Below are 16,009 nucleotides of genomic sequence, written 5' to 3'. Positions count from 1 at the left end.
GTAGTTCCAAATGGTCGGACGATGGCGCCACTAAACTACGCTGCCTCAGCTTCCGCCTCCGCTCGCACTTCGAACTCGACATGCACGCCGTCGTAAGGTAAATGCAGAGCACCGGTTTCGGTTTTGTTGATCAGGCCGCAGTCCACCAAGGCAGTCGCGTCGGTGTGGACGCCTTTCACGTCACGGTCTACCCGTCGAGCCAGCTCTCGCACGCCCAGCGGGCCGGTGCCGGCAAGAGCCTCCAGCAGACTCCAGCGGTTGGCATTCAGTGTTCTCAGAAGATCTTCGCCGCTCGTGAAAGTGAAGCGCGGCACGGCGTCGCCTTTTCCGCGCGCTGCAGCTTTCATCTGCGCTTTCACTTCCTCTATCGTGGCGACCCCAATGGTCAGAATGTTCTTTTCCATGTTGTCCTCACAGTAGGGCCACATCGGCCCAAAAATCATCGGTTAATTGATCCAGGGTGGTGAAGTTGTAAGGCATTTCCACCGCGCCTATGTGCTTGTGGTCGCCTTTGCCTGCTTCGTTGTCGTAACGTAATACACATGTCCCAGCGACCACGTAAGCCAAACCATATTTGTAGTTGTGGGCACTACCGCGCACGGGCTTGGGCACAAGCACGATACGTATTTCAGCAAAAGCATCTTCACCCAACTTGACGCGGCGATCTGTCAGCACCTGACTCTTGCTGCTCATGTTGCAATCCTGACAACAACCAAAGGTGTTGTCAAGATTACATCACTCACGCCCCGTGTAGGGTTCAGTGAAGCGTTGGGCGCTTCTTGCTGCGCACTGGATCCAACTGGACCCCCTTGGTCTTCCAGCCTGCGCGCCATTCTTCCACTGACGGGAGCTCCCGAACGATGACGGCTTCCCGTGTGCGCACCGGCTGGGAGGGCCGGGGAGGAGCGTGCTCCAAGGATTGGGCGGCGTTGCCCGCACCTGGCGGCTTCTTCTGGCTGTAGACGATCAACTCACCAGCGGACGCCCAGGCGTTACAGACATTGCGTTGGCGCACCAGCGGCTCGTCAGAGAGCGTTTGGCTCATCAGCCCGGCAAGCAGTTGGCCAGCGATTTCGAGTTGTTGGGGATGGGTGGTCATGAAAACTCCTGCGTGTGGGGAAGTCCTCATCCAACCAAGAATCACCACTTCCGCAAGAGCTCGCTTCGGGCGCCATTTCACAAATTTGAATACGGTCAAGGGTCTCATGCTAGGTATGCGCTTTAATCATATTTGCAGCTGAATGTCTCGACCCATGCCCGGCATGTGCCGACCCTGCTTCGGCGCAGTGACGCGTTCGGGATCTGGGTTGCCGTTCTTTCGGGGTGTTTGGTTCCCAATAACCCGGATTCAGCACATGAGCCTTGAGTCGCTGGCGCCCGCTTAGCTATGATCAGGTATCACGCGGGGTATCACGAAAGGTATCATTTTGGATCACCCGCCCCGGGGATAAGCCAGGAAAATCAATTGGTTGGCGTGCGAGGATTCTGTTCCCATCGCCCGCTCCAGTCTTGCGAATTTCAGTGCTAAGTTGTTGACCGTGCTGACTATTTCGCCTGACTGAAGACCGCCTCGAACGACCTCCCAAGGTATCGTTTGAGGTATTGTTTTGCCAAAACCCCTCTTGCTGCATCGGCCTTCAGGCCTCTACGTGCGCTTCTTGGTTCCTGTTGATTTGCGGGGGCAAGTCGGCTCGCGTTTTCTTGTTCGTCCTCTCAATCTTCGCCCCGGCGACGCTGCGCGTCTGGTGTCTGCCTACATGGGGATGGCACTATCGAAAGCGTTCCAAGCATTGAGGCAGGGGAACCCGGTGGATCTGGACGAAGTGCTGCGCCGCATTCGAGAACAAGGACTGCGCGAACTCACATTGACCGATGTGACGCTGCCTAACGGCACGCGTCTGGGCAAGGCCCAGATTGATACCCCCGAAGACGCAGCGCTATTTGCTGAGTTGTTGCGCGAGCCAGCCAGCGAAAATGCCGCGCCCACCAAACCAAGTGGCTGGCGCACTGGCAAGGTCAAGGCGTCCGGCCCACTGTTGTCCAAAGCGATTGCTGATCACTTGGGGGACTTAGGGCGTGCCAAGCTCCACAGCAAGACAGTGCTTGAAAGCCGTCACTCATTGCGTTTGTTTGCGGGTGCCGTGGGGCAAGATCTCGCGGTTTCCGAATTGACGGCAGACCATGTACGCGCATTTTTCGATGTCGTGCGGTGGTGGCCGTCGAATGCGACCAAGCGCGCGCCCTACAAGGGCCTTGCCGTCATGGATGTCGTGACGCTTGCCCAAGCCAATCAAGTTCCCGAGCCTGCCGCCTGGACGGTTGCCAAGCATCGACAGCGCTTGTCGGTGTTCTTGGTGTCGCTGGTGGCGGCAGGGCTTCTGGCGAGCAATCCGTTGGCGGGTATCCGGGCGATCTCGACACCCGATGCAGACGACACGGGTGAGCCCTTTACCGATGCTGAGTTGAAAGCCATCTTCGATCCGGTGGCCTTCCCTACTTGGGCCAAAAAGTATCCGCACAGATGGTTTGGCCCGATGCTTGGGCTTTACTCAGGGGCACGGGTGAACGAGATCGCGCAGCTTCGGGTGGAGGACATTGACACGATCGACGGTGTGCCGGGCTTCTTCGTGCGACAGGGCGGCAAGGGACAGAGTGTCAAGAACAAGAACAGCCGCCGTTTTGTGCCGTTGGCCAAACCTGTGATCGATTCCGGCTTTCTTGTCTACATCGATGAAGTGCGCCAAGCTGGGCACACGCAAATCTTTCCGCATCTGCCCAATAGCACCGGACTGGGCTTTGGTCGACAGTTGAGCCGACAGTTTTCGGTCTACATTAAACGTCAAGGAATCACGGCGAAAGGGCAAGGCTTTCATGGCTTTCGCCACACAATCGCGTCGCGTTTGGATGAGGCGGGTGTGTCGGCCTCAGCCATTGCGGCGATCACGGGTCATGCGCGAGGGCAGGGGGTGTTGGAGAAGTTCTACATTGATCGACGCACACTTCCGGATCGTGTGATGACCCTTGCGCGGTTTAGGCCACCGATTGCTTTGCCTGAATATGGGAAAAGTTGTAGCAATTGGCTTAAAGGGTCGCGCAGATAAATTTATGGAGCGTTTGTATGGTTGATGTAGTGATTTGTAAAATAGATATTCCGTACGAGGTGACTGGGTGTATAAAAGCGCAGTCTTATTTTGTCGTATTGAATGGGGATAGCCCGCCGAAGCAGATTGGTAACCAATACGACGACTATGCTTCTGCTTTCAATAGTCGCGATGGAGGCTACCCGATCGTGTCAACTCAAAGTATCGGTGATTTTTTTGGTGAGTGTCCAGTAGCGTCTCCTGCGGGTGAGGCACCCGTTGCGGAACATAAATACGAATCGAAATCCGTAATTGCCTTTGAGCCATCTATAGGCGCGGCGGTGATGGAAATAACTGTGTGGGAAGGTGGGGTGGGGCAGTCCAGAAGATCAGAGAAGCAGCCCGCTTACCGCTATATGCTAGCTCAGCTTGGCGACGGAGTCTTAGGTGCGATTAAGATGTTCACATCTCCTGAAAGTGCTGAATCCGCGCTTGTAGCGATGAAGGCTGATATCGCAATGGCCAATGTCCCAATTAATTCAAGCAATCATGGTATGAGGTAACTCATGCGTTGGATTCTTTATAGTGAATTTTGTTGATCTCCTGATCTTTCCATGCCGCCAAGTATTTAGGTGCCCAGTGCGTGGCATGTGAGCGCCAGTGATTGATGCAAAGTTCAGTCGCTTTGTCGGCTTCTGCTTTCGCTTCGTCGGCAGGTAGGCGGGTGAGTGCTGCAAGAAAAGCTTTATTCCAAAATTGTTCAACTTTCATATTGGTGTAATCGAAGGGGGTGGCTCGCTTTTTGTAATCGAATAATGGAGCATGTCAAGCCATTAGTTCTATATATTGAATGTCTAAGCGGCGACAAGCATGTAACATCATTTCGCCTAGGAAAAAGCGCAGGCCGGCGTAAGAATTGCGTAACAATTTTAAATTATCGAAAGCTCAGGCTGAGCGTGATGATCGGAAAAGAAGGGCTCTACTGGGCTCGACTTTTCGCTAATAATTTACTAATCAATTGACTGGATCGATTTCGAATGAAAACCGCGTCTTTGAGTGCCCTTGCCGTTGCCAAGGAAAAGCTGGCAGAAGAAATTCGTAAGTTAGAAGAGCAGGAGGCTCAGCTGCGCCAGCAACAGTCGTCCGAAGCATACTCGGAGATCGTCAAATTGCTTGATCAATACAGCGAGCATTTCAGTGCAAAGCAAAAATCTGAAATTGCGGCTCTGATCGGTGCTGGTGTGGCTAAGCCGAAGAAGGCTGCTTCTACGAGAAAGGACGTAGCGCCCAAGTATTGGTTGCCCCACAACCAAGAGACATGGTCAGGGCGTGGTCGTCCGCCCAAAGCCTTCACCATTTGGCAGGGGAGCGCGTCTTACAAGGAGTGGAAAGCCAAGCACCCTGATGAGAAGTTTCCGGCTTTCCCAGGCTGAGTATTGCGAATGCGAGGCAATGAGCGCCCGGAGTCTCTTCGGGCACTCATTTCCTACGTCTGCGGATTGTCGGTTATTAGCTCAAGCAGCGCGCTGCACTGAAAGACACCAGCGCAGCGGCAATCCCGAACGAGAAGGTTAAATCGCCTGGCTCGCGCCAGACGAGCTTGAGCCAGCGAAGGTGGGTAGCTTGCCTGAGTCCTCTTGCAGTAAATTCCTTAATCGTTTAACAGCAAGAAATGCCAATCGCCTGGGCCTAGCCTTTCTTCGGACACTGCTGTCGCTTAGCAATTAATGAGCTGCAGACGAATTGGATGTTTCTCGTACGAATCCCTGTCGACTCTCAACAGCGTCAAGCTATCAGGCTGAGCTATGCCCACTGGCGGAACGGTCGACTCGATGTATTGGTCTGGTTGCGCCCGATCTATCCTGATGCCGACTTCGAGTTGTCTATCAGAGCTTCCCGGTAAATTCAATTGAGGGCATGACGCCTGCTGACACAGCGCAGGCACCCAGGATGAGATTGTTAATCTCAGCAGTCGTACCGCCGTCACTGATGCACGTGGGCGACAGGGTTGTCCCATCCTTGACAGCCAATTTCGTGGTAATGGAAGTGCCTGTATTGAAGTATGCTTTCTTGCCACTATTGCTACCGTCGACATTGAAGTCTGCCTGCGTCCATACGGAACTGATGTTGAGAATATTGCCTTTCGCGCTTACGCTGTAGGCATCAGTACCATTTGTGAAAATCACGGTATCGTTGCCGTTGGCGGCCGCCTTCGCCGTCAATCGGAAGTTTGGTAGTTGGCCGATTGGGTAATGCGGCGTCGGTACGGCTTTACTTTGCCTGACGCAACTAGTGTCTCCGTCGCTGCTCCATCCGGGCGGGCATGTGCTGCCGAAGTTGATCATCCAGTATTCGATTAAAACGTATGCTGAGTTTGCGGGGCCATCGTTCCCGTAGAGGAATTGTTCCCATACTGTGCAGCCCGAGTGATTCTGGCACGCTGACGTTGTTCCATCGTCATTAGTATTCAGCTGCACACTATATTCATCCGGACTAGAGTCACTGTTTACGGTCTTCAGCCCGGTTACCGTCGGAAAACTTCCCGCCGCCTCGCTAATAAGGCCATGCCCTCTGAGCGCGTAGCTCACGGGGCCTTGCGTTGCACCGACGGCATCTGGAAGTGCCGTTCGTCCAGCGGCGCCCTGAGTGGTCATTTTACCGACTGGTAAACGATGGTTTCGACGTGGCAATGCGTTGCAGGGTACCGACTCCCAAATCATGCTTGGGTATTTGGCGTGAAAGCATCCGGTCGTCGGCGTATCAGACCTTACAAGCTCTGTTTGCCATGCCTGTTGGACCTGCAGTTCAAGTTGGCTGGGACTGACGCTCACTGGCTGCGTACCACCTAATTGTGCAGCTGCTTGTGCGCAGGTAGCAGTGGTAATTGCAGTTACTAACAGAAATTTACTGTGTTTCATCGTATTTCCTTTGTTAACGGAAGAATAAATGCGATTTCCTACTGCGCTGCGTGTCAGGAGGTGACGCTTCAGCATCCTTTCGGAGCGGGAGACCGGAAAGCTATTTTGCACAGCGTGTATCGCAACTCGACGTTTTAAGATCCCCAAGACGCCTCGATTACTTAGAGCGGCTAACAAAACGTAGCGAGCAGCCGTCAGGTGGGTGCGGACGGCGCGGAGGAACCGGAGTGTACGGGGGTACATGCCGATTCCGAGCACCGGCCGCGCCCGCCTGGCGGCTGCGCAGTAGTTTTGATAGCTGCTCTTAATCTTGTGGGAAAAAATCTATTGAAGGACTCGACGACTTCAATGCATTAGGTAACCTCTGAACAACTCTTTCATGAGCTTTCGACCAACAAACGAGGCAATCTCTACAATGCGAAAATGCTTTATTTCCAGCATGCGTGACCGATGAGGTAGGGAGTGTCAGTCTTGCGAGTTGACGTAAGCTTGGCCGAAGCTAGATGTCAACTGATTTGAAAGAATTCCTGGCTGTGCCCGTCTGCAGGAACTATTAAAGTGGACGTCATTTGCAGCGCTTGTTCGATAGATCGCTCCAGCAATACGCTGCGAACTATCTCCGTCGTCTACAAGTGCGACTTACCGTTTTATGTGGTATGTCTGAAAGCGTGTTTAGGGGTTACTCTGTGACAGCGCATGGCGTTAGTGCACGCCAAGCGCTGTCGCGGCTCCGGTAGCATCCGTGCTCACAGGTGACTCATCGCTTGGTCGGCCTAAAGTTGGCCGCGATGGGCATGGCGATATTTAACGCTCTGGTCTGGTCGGCTTCGTTTGCATCCCCGCACGGGTTGCCATTGCATAACGTGATACGTGGATTGGCGAAGTAGGGAACTCTCTGCTGATCGTCGGAGGCATACGCCATGATGGTATTGAAACTGCCCTCATCCAATGTCTGCCGCCATCCGTAAGCATAAGTGAACGCGCCAGGACCGGAATCGGCTTTGTCGTGAGCCAGACCAAGGTTATGGCCGATTTCATGCGCGAAGGTAATGTCTTCGCAGTAATTTCCGGCTTCTTCATCGGTACCGTCACTGACTGCGGCGTACCCCGATCCCTGCATATTGACATTGTACGATTGAAGCCCACCACCGTTCAGCCACGCCACGCCGCAAGCGCCTTGATTTGCGCGGTAAGGGCGTAGCAAGGCGACAAGATCGGCACCCTGGGTGTCACGCGTGCTGTGTAGTGCTGCTAATGAAGAGGTGCCTGATGCTTCGGTCAGGTCGTTAAGTGCAGCATCATCTGTAGTGGAATCCGTGTAATTAACCTGCTGCGTACCGATCAGGCGCAGGCGTCCATTCACTTGGCTATCCGAGTAGGCACGGTTGGTAACGGCGACCAGATAGTTGATGCGGGTATTAACGGCATCCACCGATCCTAGCTCGTGGACCAAGCCTGGGGTATAACCTACGAGCACGTCGACCACCGCCGGGGTCGTTGCGCTGGCCGCCTGCTTCACTAGTGCAAGACTACGTTGTAAATCTTGCTCGCTTACCGCTTGCTTCGGCGGAATCAGGTAGTCGGACGCCATGGCACTATCATTGCTCTTGAGGCGGTCAAGAGCAATGTTTTTTGGTAGACGTTCTGCAATATACAGCTTGCCGCCCTGGGTAACGATACGAAGCGATGTGTTATTGTCGACCGGAATTGATCCGAATACTGCGTTGCGGCCGAAGGTGATCACTACACTTTGCTTTTCTGCGGGGAGGGTGCCGACAAAGGTCCAATGATCATTGTCCTGGGTGTTTTGCGAAATAGTTTTTGCATAGATGCGTCGGCCGTCTGGCAGCGGTAACCAAAGTCCACCGGCAGCGGCATTATCGTAGGCTTGCGATTCGTTGATTTTGATCGGGCTTAGCCTTTCCGTTGAAGTGATCCTAGTCTTCTGTTGGTTTGAAAATGAAAGCCATTGGTCAGCTGCAAATGCCATAGAGGTGGCAGTGCAGCTCAGTCCCAGAAAAATCGCCGCTGCTAGAAAATTTATTTTCATAAATACCTATTTTATTTTGGTAATTAATTAAATGGTGTGGAACGAAATACGCCGTTGCGCAGTCATATTCATCGCACGACACGTTGTAAGCTCATGCCGCTCTGCGGGATAACTATGCTGAAAAGATCCGATAACTTCAACGCTTCTGTGGATGGCTTGTGATGTAATTTTGGCGAATTATGCGTTTTTTTGTGGCATCCGTCATAAGTGCATTTAATGCACCTGGAAAATTAAGAGGGCATGTGTATGATAGTGGTTGGATGTCTTGATATGAGACTTTTATAGAAACTAATAAATATTATTTATATTCATTTTAATGCCATGTCGCAACGTTCCCGATTTTGAGCGGTGCATCAGTTTAAAATCCAATTCCTTGTCAGTTTCAACACCTGAGGCAATCTCCATCAGGAGCGCAATTGGGACTTCGTCGCAACGTGTCATGTCCGTAATTTGTCGCCGACGAGACAGTACTCAAGGTTTTTTGTTAGCCGCTCTTGATCAGCCAAGCTTCGACGGCAATGCCGAGCATGATTTTTCAGTGCCTCCATCAAGCAGCTGTTGGCCTGACCGAGGGCTAGCACCTCGCCGCGTCGTTGACCAAGTGGACTGCAGCACTTGGTCAACGACGGCCGTTGGCCCCGTGGACAAGCCGGGGGCGTCGCCCCGCAACGCACGGGCATGGCGACGGGTCGAAGAGTTCTTAGAGTGGCGCATCCAGTTCAATCAACTCGACGCAGCGGTGCCAGCGTTGCGGGCATCAAGTCCTGATCGCCGACACTTTTGGCGAGCCTTTACAGCCATGGCCGCCGCCATTGAGAGCAAGGCAGCGATGAGCGAGGACGCGCAGCTCTTCGGCCGTCGGGCCGAGGAAATTTGTCCTGGCACGGGCTGGAAAACACGGACGATCACGTCTGAGTTCATGGTTGTTGCCAGGGCTCATCCATCCCGATGGCTGCGTGCTTCTCGTGCCCAGCGATGCAGGCATCAGGCAAGCAAGCGCACGTCAGCGAGAGCGCCATCATTGAGGCTATGAAGCTCAGCCATCGCTTGTTGATGTTCATCGGTCCCGTACATCCGAATGCCATTTCGCCAGAAAGCCTTGTGGGGCATGCATGGTGTTTTCTCCACCAGCGCTGGGCCTCTGAAAGGGACCTTAGCTTCGCTGTCCCAACCGCAAGGACAGGCCTCCTTCTCGACGCTGACGCTCTGTTGCGGCCCTTCGCTGTGCGCCGCTTGCGCGGTGCTCGCTCTCGGGTGCGGTAGGACCGGACGCTTCGCCTGTCGGTTCCCACGAGGCGCACAACGCGCTGGTGGAGAAGAACCGATGAAGCGCACCCAAGACATCAAGGCTCAATACCAACTCCAGATGGACGAAGAGGGCATCTTGCTCGCAGCAGCCACCATCCTGGAACAACGCCTTCATCGGCAAGGTCGCATTGACAGCCCGGACCAAGCCGGCGACTACCTGATTGCCCGCTGCGCTCACCTGCCGCACGAAGTCTTCGGGGTCGTCTTCCTGGACATCAAGCATCAGATCTTGGCAACCGAACATCTCTTCTTCGGCACCATCGACGGCTGCGAGGTGCACCCTCGGGTGGTCGCCAAGCGCGCCCTGGATCTGAACGCTGCTGCCGTCGTCCTTTTCCACAACCACCCAAGCGGAAACTCCGAGCCCAGCGAAGCTGACCGCAAGGTCACCGAGCGCCTGCAGCAGGCATTGAGCCTCCTCGACATCCGGGTGTTGGACCACCTGGTGATCGGCGGGCGTCAGCACACCAGCCTTGCAGCAAGAGGGTGGGCGTAGCCCCCCTCTCTTTCGTCGGTCGGTAGCAGAACAACACCCAGTGCGCCTGATCTTGCAAAAGATATGGCGCTACGCTTGAGTCCGGTCTTCAAGCTTCTTCCGCTGCTTGCGCCATTACGGCAAGATCCGAATGAGAAATCGAAGGAGGGAGTTATTGATGAGCCAGGATGCGACTCAACTGATCCAATGCTTGGGGAAGCACGATGTCTGAGCAGGTAGAGAAGATCTTTGATGGGTCCGATGCACTGTTGGAGGCGTTGTCGCAGATCACATTGGCTCCGCCGTTTGATCAAACGGCCAAGCTGCAAGTCTGTCGCGCACTTTGTTTGCTTTCGATTGAACATGCCGTTGCGATTCGCTGCCTTCTCGCGGCTGGTGCGGGACCATCGACGGTCATCATCCACCGCGCGCAGTTCGAAGCGCTGGTGAGAGCCGTCTGGGTCTTTTACTGTGCAAGCGATGATGAGGTGGCCTGCCTGCAAGACGAATTGACGCCGACGAGTGAATCATTAGCTGCTCGCTTGCCGATGCTATCCAAGATGCTGATCGCTCTTGAAGCGGTGAAGCAGGCAGCCGAGCCACTGCGGGTGTTTTTGGAGTTCAAGAAATACTCTTGGGCGGCCCTCAATTCCTTTGTCCATGCGGGTACACACGCGCTTCATCGGTTGCGAACGGGCTTCCCGCTCGAACTCGTTGAAGTTGTGGTCAAACAAAGCAACGCGCTGGTCGTGATGGCTCACATGTAACTGGCGATCACCATAGGTAGCCAAGACGCGGTGCGATGGGTTGCCAATACGTCGGACGGATTTCCCGCTGTGCTTCCTCCACGAATACGTTAGGATTTTCAGGCAAGCGCCATCGCCCACAGGCTGTCAGGCTGATGAGTGGCAAGCTTGCGGTGCAAGTTGCTTGCAGTGAGACTTGAACGAAGGACGGTTTGGATGACAAATATCAGCAAGGCGGAAAGCTTCGAAGACGGATTTTTGCGGGCTGCGCTTGAAGTCATCGCAACGCGCGATGAGCGCGAGGCCATCATCACCAGCCAGGATTTCGATGGCCTGAAGCAACGACTTGATCGCTCACCGAGCACGACGCGCTTCACCCAAGCCATGGCGGAGTTTTACCTCAGCATCCCAAGGCGTCAGTTCGACAAGCTCAAACGAGAACACGGCAATCCGTTTTTGATCAGCAAGAGCACGCCGAGATCTATCCCCAAAGTGGACCTCTTGACGTGGTATGCACAAGTCACCAAAGCCCGGGAGAAGATCCAAGATCCGATCTCGGGCAAATTCGGTCGAACGGGGAAGGGCATTCCATTCATTGTGATCCGTGAATCGGCTGGCAAGATCAAGAGCGTGATCTCACATGCGGGCATCACGGAGCTCGACATGAGTGTGATTGAAGAAGCTTTTCAGCAAGGCGCAACGATCTTGGCCCTGACCATCGATCAAGCCTTGGCGCTGCCTTGGCAATCAAACCCTGAGAAGAGGCGTTGGCGAAACGCCTACCGGTTGCATCTGATGGCGGTCCATGATGCCAAGATGGCGTGGCTGGATCGCCAAGAGTTAGACGAAGACACCAAGCCCGTTTAGCGCGGCGGCCCACCCCACGTATCGGCTGCCTGGTGCATCCGGGCGCTGGCGTTATCGGCGACGGATGAATGGATGTTCAGCGATCGTGGCGATTTCGTCCTGTAGCGACGCGTCTGCGATGCATAGATTGCGTTCCGAAGCTTGGCAAGTCGTCAAGCGCGGAGAGCAAGATGAAATACACCATCGAGATCAATGCGACGGTCCAAGTCGCCCACTACATGACAGTTGAAGCAAGCTCGCCGCAGGAGGCGCTTGCTCAATGCGATGTCGACACGATTGCGAACAGTGACTTCGATTTCGAAGAATGGTTTAGCGCACCTGAGATCCATCGCATCGAAGATGAAACCGGCACGCTCATTGCGTGTGACTACGAGGACCATGTTCCTGACATCGACGATTTGTGAGTTCAGTTTCTGCCGATCTAATCGATGGATGCCATCACGCTTTGGTCTTGACGGAAGGCGTGATGGCCTTAGATTGAATAGAAGGAGACGAAATGGAACAGGCAATTAGAAATAGTATTAGACAGGCAGTGAAGCGGGGAAGCGAGGCATATGTGCAGTCGCTTTGTCGGGCTCAGGATGATGCTGATGCTGCAGCACGCTATGCCATTGAGGTGGCAATCAAGAGCGGCAAAGAAGGCTTGGTTGATCAACTGGTGCCACTGTTGTCGAAGTCGTTTGCGGTCTATCCGCTTGATGTGGCTGCCAAGGCGGGTTCAGCGCGGGCAGTGGAGCAGCTCATGGCGTTTTGCGACGCAGAGGATGACGAGGCATTGGTGCTTGCTGCCAGGCACGGGCACACGGAGTGCGTCAAACACCTGCTGAAAAAATGCAGTCCCTTGCAAGGCGACTCTCAGGCGTTGTATGAAGCAGCGCGTCATGGCCACGCAGATGTTGTCTTTCAGTTGGTCATTTTCTCAGACGCCAAGGCCCAGGACAGCCGGGCGCTGATCGCCGCTTGTCGAGAGGGTCACTTGGAAGCGGTCAAGCATTTGTTGCCTTTCTCATCGAAGATCCAATGTGCGCTGCATGGCTTTGCGGCGGCGGCCGAGAACAATCATGCCGAGGTCGTTGAGTTCTTGATCGAAGCTGGTCTTCCAGATCCGGAAGACACGTTTTCGTTGGGTCTCAATGTTGCTGTTGCCAAAGGCCATGAACAGCTGGTGGGGAGTCTGCTTTGGGCGATCGTCAGAACAGGCCATGCGCCTCGCGACTTTGGCGAGAAAGCACTGTTCGCTGCAGCAACGAAAGGCGATGCAGGAATGGTCAAGTCGATCTTGGAGTTCGCCCACAAGACCGCCTATCCAGAGGCCGGCTTGTTTGCTGCACTCCAAAATGACCATGATGAAGTGGCGGATGTTCTGGTTCGCCGAGTGAACTTAGATCACGTGCGGGACCTGATCACAGACGAAGCGATTGAAGCGAAGCTTGATGAGGCGATTGCCAGAGTTGATACAGCCAAACAGCGCAGAGAGCTTCAATCCAACGAGCGCAAAAGGGTGGCGCAGAGTGATACGGCAGGGCCGGTGATGATGGACTCATCTCGTAGCGCGCGCTTGTAAGCGGATGTTGTCGAAATAAGACCCGATGTCGCCAGCATCTTCATGCCTCTGCTTCTAAGGACTTACTCTTCGTATCTCCCAATCGCCACGCGATAGGGTTCGGACCTGATGGAGGTCAGTGTCGTAGATGGCGATCAGTTCAGAGCTGCTGGCAATAATGTGACCCCGCACCTTGCGCTCACCCTTTTCCCAGAGTTCTGAATCGCTTGTCGACACTGGGCCGAGGAGGCGTTGCCTCTCTTTGGTTGCTTTCTCTTTCCCGGCTCTCTCTCCGACCAAGCCTGGCATGATTGCAACAAGCAGGCCAACCAAGTAAAGCATCACCCCTAAATAAATGACAGATGCGGCCATGCCGGCTGAGGACACGATGCCGCTTAGCCATGGCCGTTCCCGAATGAATAAAGTGATGCGATTGTTGATTGCTGGTCTGGTAGGTAGACGGTAGAGCCAGATCGCGAACCAGAGCATGAGAAAAAACGTGATCGGAACGCGCCACGGGACAGATCGGAGAATGCCAACGCCTTGAAGCACAATGGCATAGTATCCATTCACAATTTTCCAATCGGTAGATTGCGGGAAGAGATCAGCTTGAACACCCCAGGCATCGAGATAGGTGGTGTATGCGACATGACCGCATCCGTGAAGCACGATTCCAGCTAGCGTTGTCATGGCAGCGAGGCTGCCGACGAAACGAGTGATGGACCACGATTGCTTAGATAGCAACTTGCCTTGCTCTTCTTGTCGCGGGATACGACGCTTTGATCGGACAATCTGGATATGGCGCATGGTTCTCGTAGTCGTCAATTGCTGGACAAGAAGGTTTTCCGTAGCCAATCGATTGCTTCATCGAGATCGAGGTTCGAGCTGGCATAGGACACTTGAAGCAAGTAAGGCGAAAGCAAACTGTCCCATTTTTGGCTGGCCAGATTTTTCGCACCTGCCAATAGCACTTCAATGGATGGGGTTGGTGCAGCGGCAATCGCCTTGAGTGCTGTCTCGATGTTCTCAAGGGCATTCGGACCCCGCGTGATCTCGACCCCCAGTCGGCTACCCTGAGCCTTGAAGTTCCTGGCATTGAGCAAGCAAGCGATTGCATCGTTGGCCGCATCGCCCAGCCAAGTGAGAAGCAGGATGTCGCTTCCCCTATCCAGAAAGAGTTGATCATCCAAGCTGTGTTGCTGGTAGCTGGTCCGTCCTTCGTCGATGAAGCGCTGCGCACACGCATCCACAAACGTCGGCGTCAGTGTTCCCTTATAGATCGCTCGCATGGTTTGACGCACTTTGGTATGCACGCGTCCGCCGCCGCCGCTGAACAACGGTGGCGCGCCACTCTTGGTGGCAGACACGTAGATCGTCTTCTGGCCTTCGTCGATTTGCTCGACCAGCCAGGTGCGCCCGCCAAACAAGATACGCTGGCCGGTCGTGAGCATCTGGGAAATGGGCAGAGTGCCAAGCGGTTTGCCAGCAGCGACAATCCGGAATTCCTCGTCGACTGTGAACGCTGCATAGAACGAGTAGTGGTTGACGATCCGGTCGCCGACAGATCCGTGCAACAAGAGCCCAGATCCATCTTGAATCAAGATGTCGTGCTGCCCCAAATGGCGCAACAGCTCGACAAACGCATCACGAGACACTTGATTGAAAGGGGCACTGGGGGCGCACAGCAACTGGAATGCCTGAGGTGCAGTCAGGCCGCCATACTGCGCAATGGCGGAAAGGAGCTGCTGGATGAAGGTGGAAAGATGCGCGCCTTTGACCACAGGCGGCTCATACCATTTTTCGGTGAGCAGCATGACCACGGCCAAAGTCTGGAAGGTGTCGAGCCTCAGGCGTGTTCGAAGATCCGCTTGCGAGTCGATGGCGTCTTCAATCACATAGCCGCGCAAGATCGCAGCTTCACCTTTGCGTCTTCCGGATCTGCCCATGCGTTGACGAAGACTGGCAACGGTAGGGGGCGTGCCAATCTGGGCAACGCTCTTGACCGCGCCGATATCGATGCCGAGTTCCAATGTGTTGGTGCATACGGCAGTCGCTGGCTGATCCTTTTGTTTGAGCGCAGCCTCAGTGTCGTAGCGGATTTCTTTGGAAAGACTGCCATGGTGCGGCCAGAACTCGCGCGAAACGCCGCCTTTCTCGCAAAGCTCATTGAGCAGGTGAGTATAGCGCTCGACCTCACGGCGGCTGTTGGGAAAGACCAGGTTGTTGCTACCTCGAAGGATTTTGAACAAATGCTCGGCCACAGCCAATGGTGCTAGTTCTTGCTTCTCCTTCTTGTCATCAGCTTCGCCCTTTTGAGGAACAGGTTCTTCAAAGCCTTTGATGATAAGGAGAAGTTCTGACGCATCGGAAGGGGCGTCGACAATCGCGGCGGTCCCCGCTGGACGCAGAAAGCGCGCCGCAGTCTGCATGTCACCCAATGTTGCCGATAGCCCAATGCGAGGCACCTTGCGTCCAACGACGGTATCGATCCTGTGTAGCAAGGATTGAAGTTGTTTGCCGCGCTCGCTGCCGATGAAGGCATGCAGCTCATCGATCACAAAGTAAGCCAGGTGCTTGAAGATGCCGGCAACCGAGGTGCCTCGGTTGCACAGCATTGCTTCCAGAGACTCTGGTGTGATCAGAACGACGCCATGCGGTTTCTTGAAGAAGCGCTGTTTGCTTGTGCTGCTGATGTCGCCATGCCACGGCCACACCGGAATGTCGAGGTCTTCGCACAGTCGCTCCAATCGACCGAATTGATCATTGATCAAGGCCTTCAAGGGGCTGATGTAAACGATCAAACCTGCTGGGGTTTGCTGTTCGAGATACGTCAGCGCTGGGAGAAAGGCCGCTTCCGTCTTCCCCGAGGCGGTGCTAGCAGCCACGATCACATCTTGATCGGCAGGCAGGATCAGTGGGATGGCCATTTCCTGGACATCCCGCAGTGCTTCCCATTGCTCTGCCCATAAGTAGCGCTGGATGCCTGGCGAAAGAAGCGAGAACGCGATTGACTGGCTCATCG

The 16,009-nt window shown here is 54.5% G+C and carries 16 protein-coding genes, 1 other RNA gene and 2 pseudogenes; 9 read left to right on the top strand and 10 right to left on the bottom strand.

The features are described from left to right. Positions 1-35 precede the first annotated feature (35 nt). From ACCQ01_RS17275 to ACCQ01_RS17265, 3 genes are all read right to left on the bottom strand, one after another. Positions 36-404: an HVO_A0114 family putative DNA-binding protein gene (locus ACCQ01_RS17275; protein ID WP_065628137.1), complete on the bottom strand. Its 369-nt coding sequence runs from the start codon at positions 402-404 to the stop codon at positions 36-38. A gap of 7 nt (positions 405-411) precedes the next feature. Next, a complete protein-coding gene (locus tag ACCQ01_RS17270; protein WP_076037058.1) occupies positions 412-693 on the bottom strand; it encodes a toxin-antitoxin system TumE family protein in 282 nt (93 codons plus the stop codon). A gap of 64 nt (positions 694-757) precedes the next feature. After that, positions 758-1,099: a VOC family protein gene (locus ACCQ01_RS17265; RefSeq protein ID WP_228431004.1), complete on the bottom strand. Its 342-nt coding sequence runs from the start codon at positions 1,097-1,099 to the stop codon at positions 758-760. Positions 1,100-1,757: 658 nt separating this feature from the next. Between ACCQ01_RS17265 and ACCQ01_RS17260 the strand changes: the two genes are divergently transcribed. Both ACCQ01_RS17260 and ACCQ01_RS17255 read left to right on the top strand, forming a co-directional pair. Continuing rightward, positions 1,758-3,101, top strand: coding sequence for a site-specific integrase (locus ACCQ01_RS17260; protein WP_323370307.1), 1,344 nt, complete (start codon positions 1,758-1,760; stop codon positions 3,099-3,101). Positions 3,102-3,118: 17 nt separating this feature from the next. Further along, complete coding sequence (locus tag ACCQ01_RS17255; RefSeq protein ID WP_228431002.1) at positions 3,119-3,643, top strand: hypothetical protein; 525 nt, start codon at positions 3,119-3,121, stop codon at positions 3,641-3,643. 1 nt (position 3,644) lies between these two features. Here ACCQ01_RS17255 and ACCQ01_RS17250 read toward each other — a convergent pair whose 3' ends face one another. Then, complete coding sequence (locus ACCQ01_RS17250) at positions 3,645-3,851, bottom strand: hypothetical protein (RefSeq protein ID WP_139328692.1); 207 nt, start codon at positions 3,849-3,851, stop codon at positions 3,645-3,647. A 266-nt stretch (positions 3,852-4,117) separates the two neighbouring features. Between ACCQ01_RS17250 and ACCQ01_RS17245 the strand changes: the two genes are divergently transcribed. After that, positions 4,118-4,513 (top strand): H-NS histone family protein, encoded by a 396-nt coding sequence (locus ACCQ01_RS17245; RefSeq protein ID WP_228431000.1) that lies wholly within the window; start codon positions 4,118-4,120, stop codon positions 4,511-4,513. A 453-nt stretch (positions 4,514-4,966) separates the two neighbouring features. On the opposite strand, the gene ACCQ01_RS17240 is transcribed toward ACCQ01_RS17245, so the two are convergent. The 3 genes from ACCQ01_RS17240 to ACCQ01_RS17230 form a co-directional block, all read right to left on the bottom strand. Then, entirely contained in the window at positions 4,967-5,998 is a 1,032-nt protein-coding gene (locus tag ACCQ01_RS17240) for a hypothetical protein (protein WP_039809515.1), read from the bottom strand. 168 nt (positions 5,999-6,166) lie between these two features. Continuing rightward, a non-coding RNA gene (locus ACCQ01_RS17235) (sX9 sRNA) lies at positions 6,167-6,241 on the bottom strand. Positions 6,242-6,755: 514 nt separating this feature from the next. Beyond that, positions 6,756-8,048, bottom strand: a complete 1,293-nt coding sequence (locus tag ACCQ01_RS17230) for a reprolysin-like metallopeptidase (protein ID WP_228430998.1) — start codon at positions 8,046-8,048, stop codon at positions 6,756-6,758. A 712-nt stretch (positions 8,049-8,760) separates the two neighbouring features. Between ACCQ01_RS17230 and ACCQ01_RS17225 the strand changes: the two are divergent. Beyond that, positions 8,761-8,963: pseudogene (locus ACCQ01_RS17225) on the top strand (hypothetical protein). Positions 8,964-8,965: 2 nt separating this feature from the next. Here the strand turns inward: ACCQ01_RS17225 and ACCQ01_RS17220 are convergent. Next, complete coding sequence (locus tag ACCQ01_RS17220) at positions 8,966-9,109, bottom strand: hypothetical protein (protein WP_155406263.1); 144 nt, start codon at positions 9,107-9,109, stop codon at positions 8,966-8,968. 263 nt (positions 9,110-9,372) lie between these two features. Between ACCQ01_RS17220 and ACCQ01_RS17215 the strand changes: the two genes are divergently transcribed. The 5 genes and pseudogenes from ACCQ01_RS17215 (at position 9,373) to ACCQ01_RS17195 (ending at position 13,008) form a co-directional block, all read left to right on the top strand. Then, positions 9,373-9,852 (top strand): JAB domain-containing protein, encoded by a 480-nt coding sequence (locus ACCQ01_RS17215; protein WP_228430996.1) that lies wholly within the window; start codon positions 9,373-9,375, stop codon positions 9,850-9,852. Positions 9,853-10,055: 203 nt separating this feature from the next. Next, positions 10,056-10,691: pseudogene (locus tag ACCQ01_RS17210) on the top strand (DUF6988 family protein). Between the two features lie 102 nt (positions 10,692-10,793). Next, entirely contained in the window at positions 10,794-11,444 is a 651-nt protein-coding gene (locus ACCQ01_RS17205; protein WP_228430992.1) for a hypothetical protein, read from the top strand. A 170-nt stretch (positions 11,445-11,614) separates the two neighbouring features. Beyond that, positions 11,615-11,848 carry a hypothetical protein gene (locus tag ACCQ01_RS17200; protein WP_005923902.1) on the top strand — a complete coding sequence of 78 codons (234 nt, stop codon included), beginning with the start codon at positions 11,615-11,617 and terminating at the stop codon, positions 11,846-11,848. 92 nt (positions 11,849-11,940) lie between these two features. Continuing rightward, the gene (locus tag ACCQ01_RS17195; protein ID WP_228430990.1) at positions 11,941-13,008 is read left to right on the top strand and encodes an ankyrin repeat domain-containing protein; all 1,068 of its coding nucleotides are present in this window, start codon (positions 11,941-11,943) and stop codon (positions 13,006-13,008) included. Between the two features lie 54 nt (positions 13,009-13,062). Here the strand turns inward: ACCQ01_RS17195 and ACCQ01_RS17190 are convergent, their stop codons facing one another. Both ACCQ01_RS17190 and ACCQ01_RS17185 read right to left on the bottom strand, forming a co-directional pair. Then, the gene (locus ACCQ01_RS17190) at positions 13,063-13,794 is read right to left on the bottom strand and encodes a hypothetical protein (RefSeq protein WP_228430988.1); all 732 of its coding nucleotides are present in this window, start codon (positions 13,792-13,794) and stop codon (positions 13,063-13,065) included. Positions 13,795-13,808: 14 nt separating this feature from the next. Beyond that, positions 13,809-16,007: a DEAD/DEAH box helicase gene (locus ACCQ01_RS17185; RefSeq protein WP_228430986.1), complete on the bottom strand. Its 2,199-nt coding sequence runs from the start codon at positions 16,005-16,007 to the stop codon at positions 13,809-13,811. Between the last annotated feature and the right edge of the window lie 2 nt (positions 16,008-16,009).

This window comes from Xanthomonas sp. NCPPB 4037 (assembly GCF_041475695.2).
In the GTDB taxonomy this organism is placed as follows: Bacteria; Pseudomonadota; Gammaproteobacteria; order Xanthomonadales; family Xanthomonadaceae; genus Xanthomonas; species Xanthomonas campestris.
The sequence above is the reverse complement of the archived record's forward strand: the minus strand, read 5'-3'. Positions and strand labels throughout refer to the sequence as shown.